Origin of the sequence: Mesorhizobium sp. M1307 (assembly GCF_040318155.1) — a bacterium.
Taxonomy (GTDB): Bacteria; Pseudomonadota; Alphaproteobacteria; order Rhizobiales; family Rhizobiaceae; genus Mesorhizobium.
Genome location: NZ_JAMYLR010000103.1, coordinates 1 through 1557 on the forward strand (window position 1 = coordinate 1; position 1557 = coordinate 1557).

1 protein-coding gene is annotated in these 1557 nt (G+C 63.1%); it reads left to right on the forward strand.

The window, feature by feature from the left end; translation table 11 throughout:
* Positions 1–374 precede the first annotated feature (374 nt).
* Entirely contained in the window at positions 375–1466 is a 1092-nt protein-coding gene (locus NKH16_RS34800) for a 3-deoxy-7-phosphoheptulonate synthase (protein ID WP_352903965.1), read from the forward strand.
* Positions 1467–1557 lie beyond the last annotated feature (91 nt).

Here is a 1557-nt window from a genome sequence, read left to right on the forward strand (position 1 = left end):
ATGGACGCAAGCGATCGAAAACGACGCAAAACAACCGTTGCAGGCAGGGCGCCGTCCACATATGGATCCCAGGGTCTCCGCGACGGAGCTCCGCTCCTGCTCCGCCCTGGGATGACGAAGTTCGGGGGGCTTCAGCCAATCGCGAATGGGCTGGAGTAAACCTCCTCCTCACCAGGCACGTGACAAGCGCATCCGCATCGACTATATCAGCCCTCATGATCAACCTGACCGCCACATATTGGTACTTTATGAGCTCGCTGGCGGCGGGAGGATTGCGCTCGATCTGAAGATTGCAGCAACAATATCCGAACAGCCGCCAGACCTGGCGGCTTTTTTGTTTCAGCCGGCAGGTCTCCCAATCAGGAGCAGAAGCCGTGTTGACCACTACCGACGATCTTCGGGTCAAGGAAATCAGGGAATTGAGTACGCCGGACGAGGTGATGCGGGAGATACCGCGCACGCTGACGGCGACGCGCACCGTTGCCGCGTCACGCAACGCGATCCACGCCGTGCTGACCGGCACCGACGATCGTCTGGTGGTCGTCGTCGGCCCCTGTTCGATCCACGACCCGGCCGCTGCCGTAGACTATGCCAGCCGTTTGGCATCGCTGCGTGAAAACCTGTCGGACCGGCTGGAGATCGTGATGCGCGTTTATTTCGAGAAACCGCGCACGACGGTCGGCTGGAAAGGCCTGATCAACGATCCCGACCTCGACGGCAGCTTCAACATCGACAAGGGTCTGCGGATGGCCCGCAACGTGCTCTCGGCGGTCAACAATCTCGGCCTTCCCTCAGCGACCGAGTTCCTCGACATGACAACTCCGCAATACATTGCCGACCTCGTCGCCTGGGGCGCGATCGGCGCACGCACGACAGAGAGCCAGATCCATCGCGAGCTCGCATCGGGCCTCTCCTGCCCGGTCGGTTTCAAGAACGGCACCGACGGCAATCTGCGGATTGCCGCCGAGGCGGTGAAGTCCGCCGCCCAGCCGCATCATTTCATGGCGGTGACAAAGGGCGGGCGCAGCGCCATCGCGACGACCACCGGCAACGAGGACTGCCACGTCATCCTGCGCGGCGGCATTGTGCCCAACTACGACGCGGCAAGCATAGCTGCTGCCTCCGCTGAGCTCGGCCGGATCGGCGTGGCACCTCGGCTGATGATCGATGTCAGTCATGCCAACAGCAACAAGAAGCCGGAAAACCAGCCGCTGGTGGCGGCTGACGTGGCGGGCCAGATCGCGGCGGGCGACGAGCGCATCATCGGCATCATGATCGAGAGCAATCTGGTCGCCGGCCGGCAGGACGTCGTGCCCGGCAAGCCGCTTGTCTATGGCCAGAGCATCACCGACGGCTGTATCGACTGGGAAACCACCGAAACGGTGCTGCACGGCCTTGCCGACGCCGTCGAGCAGCGCCGGTCGGTGCGCCGCGCCATGATCGCCGGCCGGCCAGGAGCCGCCTGAGCACGTCACCTTTGTAACTTGTTTCTTGCCGACTCTGCTATGAAGGCAGGTGCGGTGGCGGACGGGAGACCGGAGCATCTTTGGGTGATCG